This is a genomic window from Pseudonocardia sp. EV170527-09 (genome assembly GCF_008369905.1).
Lineage (GTDB): Bacteria > Actinomycetota > Actinomycetes > Mycobacteriales > Pseudonocardiaceae > Pseudonocardia.
This window is the reverse complement of sequence record NZ_VRMC01000471.1, coordinates 1-269: the sequence shown is the minus strand read 5'-3', so window position 1 is coordinate 269 and position 269 is coordinate 1. Positions and strand designations below refer to the sequence as shown.

General features: G+C 61.3%; 1 protein-coding gene. It reads right to left on the bottom strand.

Features of this window, described 5'->3' with window-relative positions:
- Positions 1-269 (bottom strand): amidase family protein (locus FVA95_RS29840; protein WP_240051811.1); only part of this gene is annotated, 269 nt, incomplete at both ends.

The following is a 269-nucleotide window of genomic DNA, read 5'->3' as shown; positions in this document are numbered from 1 at the left end:
CCGTAACGCATGGCGTCGTAACGAGCCAGGTTGCTAGACACCTCGGCAGGCTGAATAAGGTAATAAGCAGGTAAGGCGAGGTCAAAGTTCGGGCAAGAGACCTCAACGACCTCAGCCCCCGCCTCTATTAGCATCTCGACAGCCTCGTGGAACCGGGCCTCGACCTGAGGGTCGTAACCCTGCCCGCTCAACTCCGTGACAACGCCAATGCGCACCCCGGAAACGTCTGCCTGCCGCGCAGCCTCAACGACCGCCGGGGTGGGCTGATT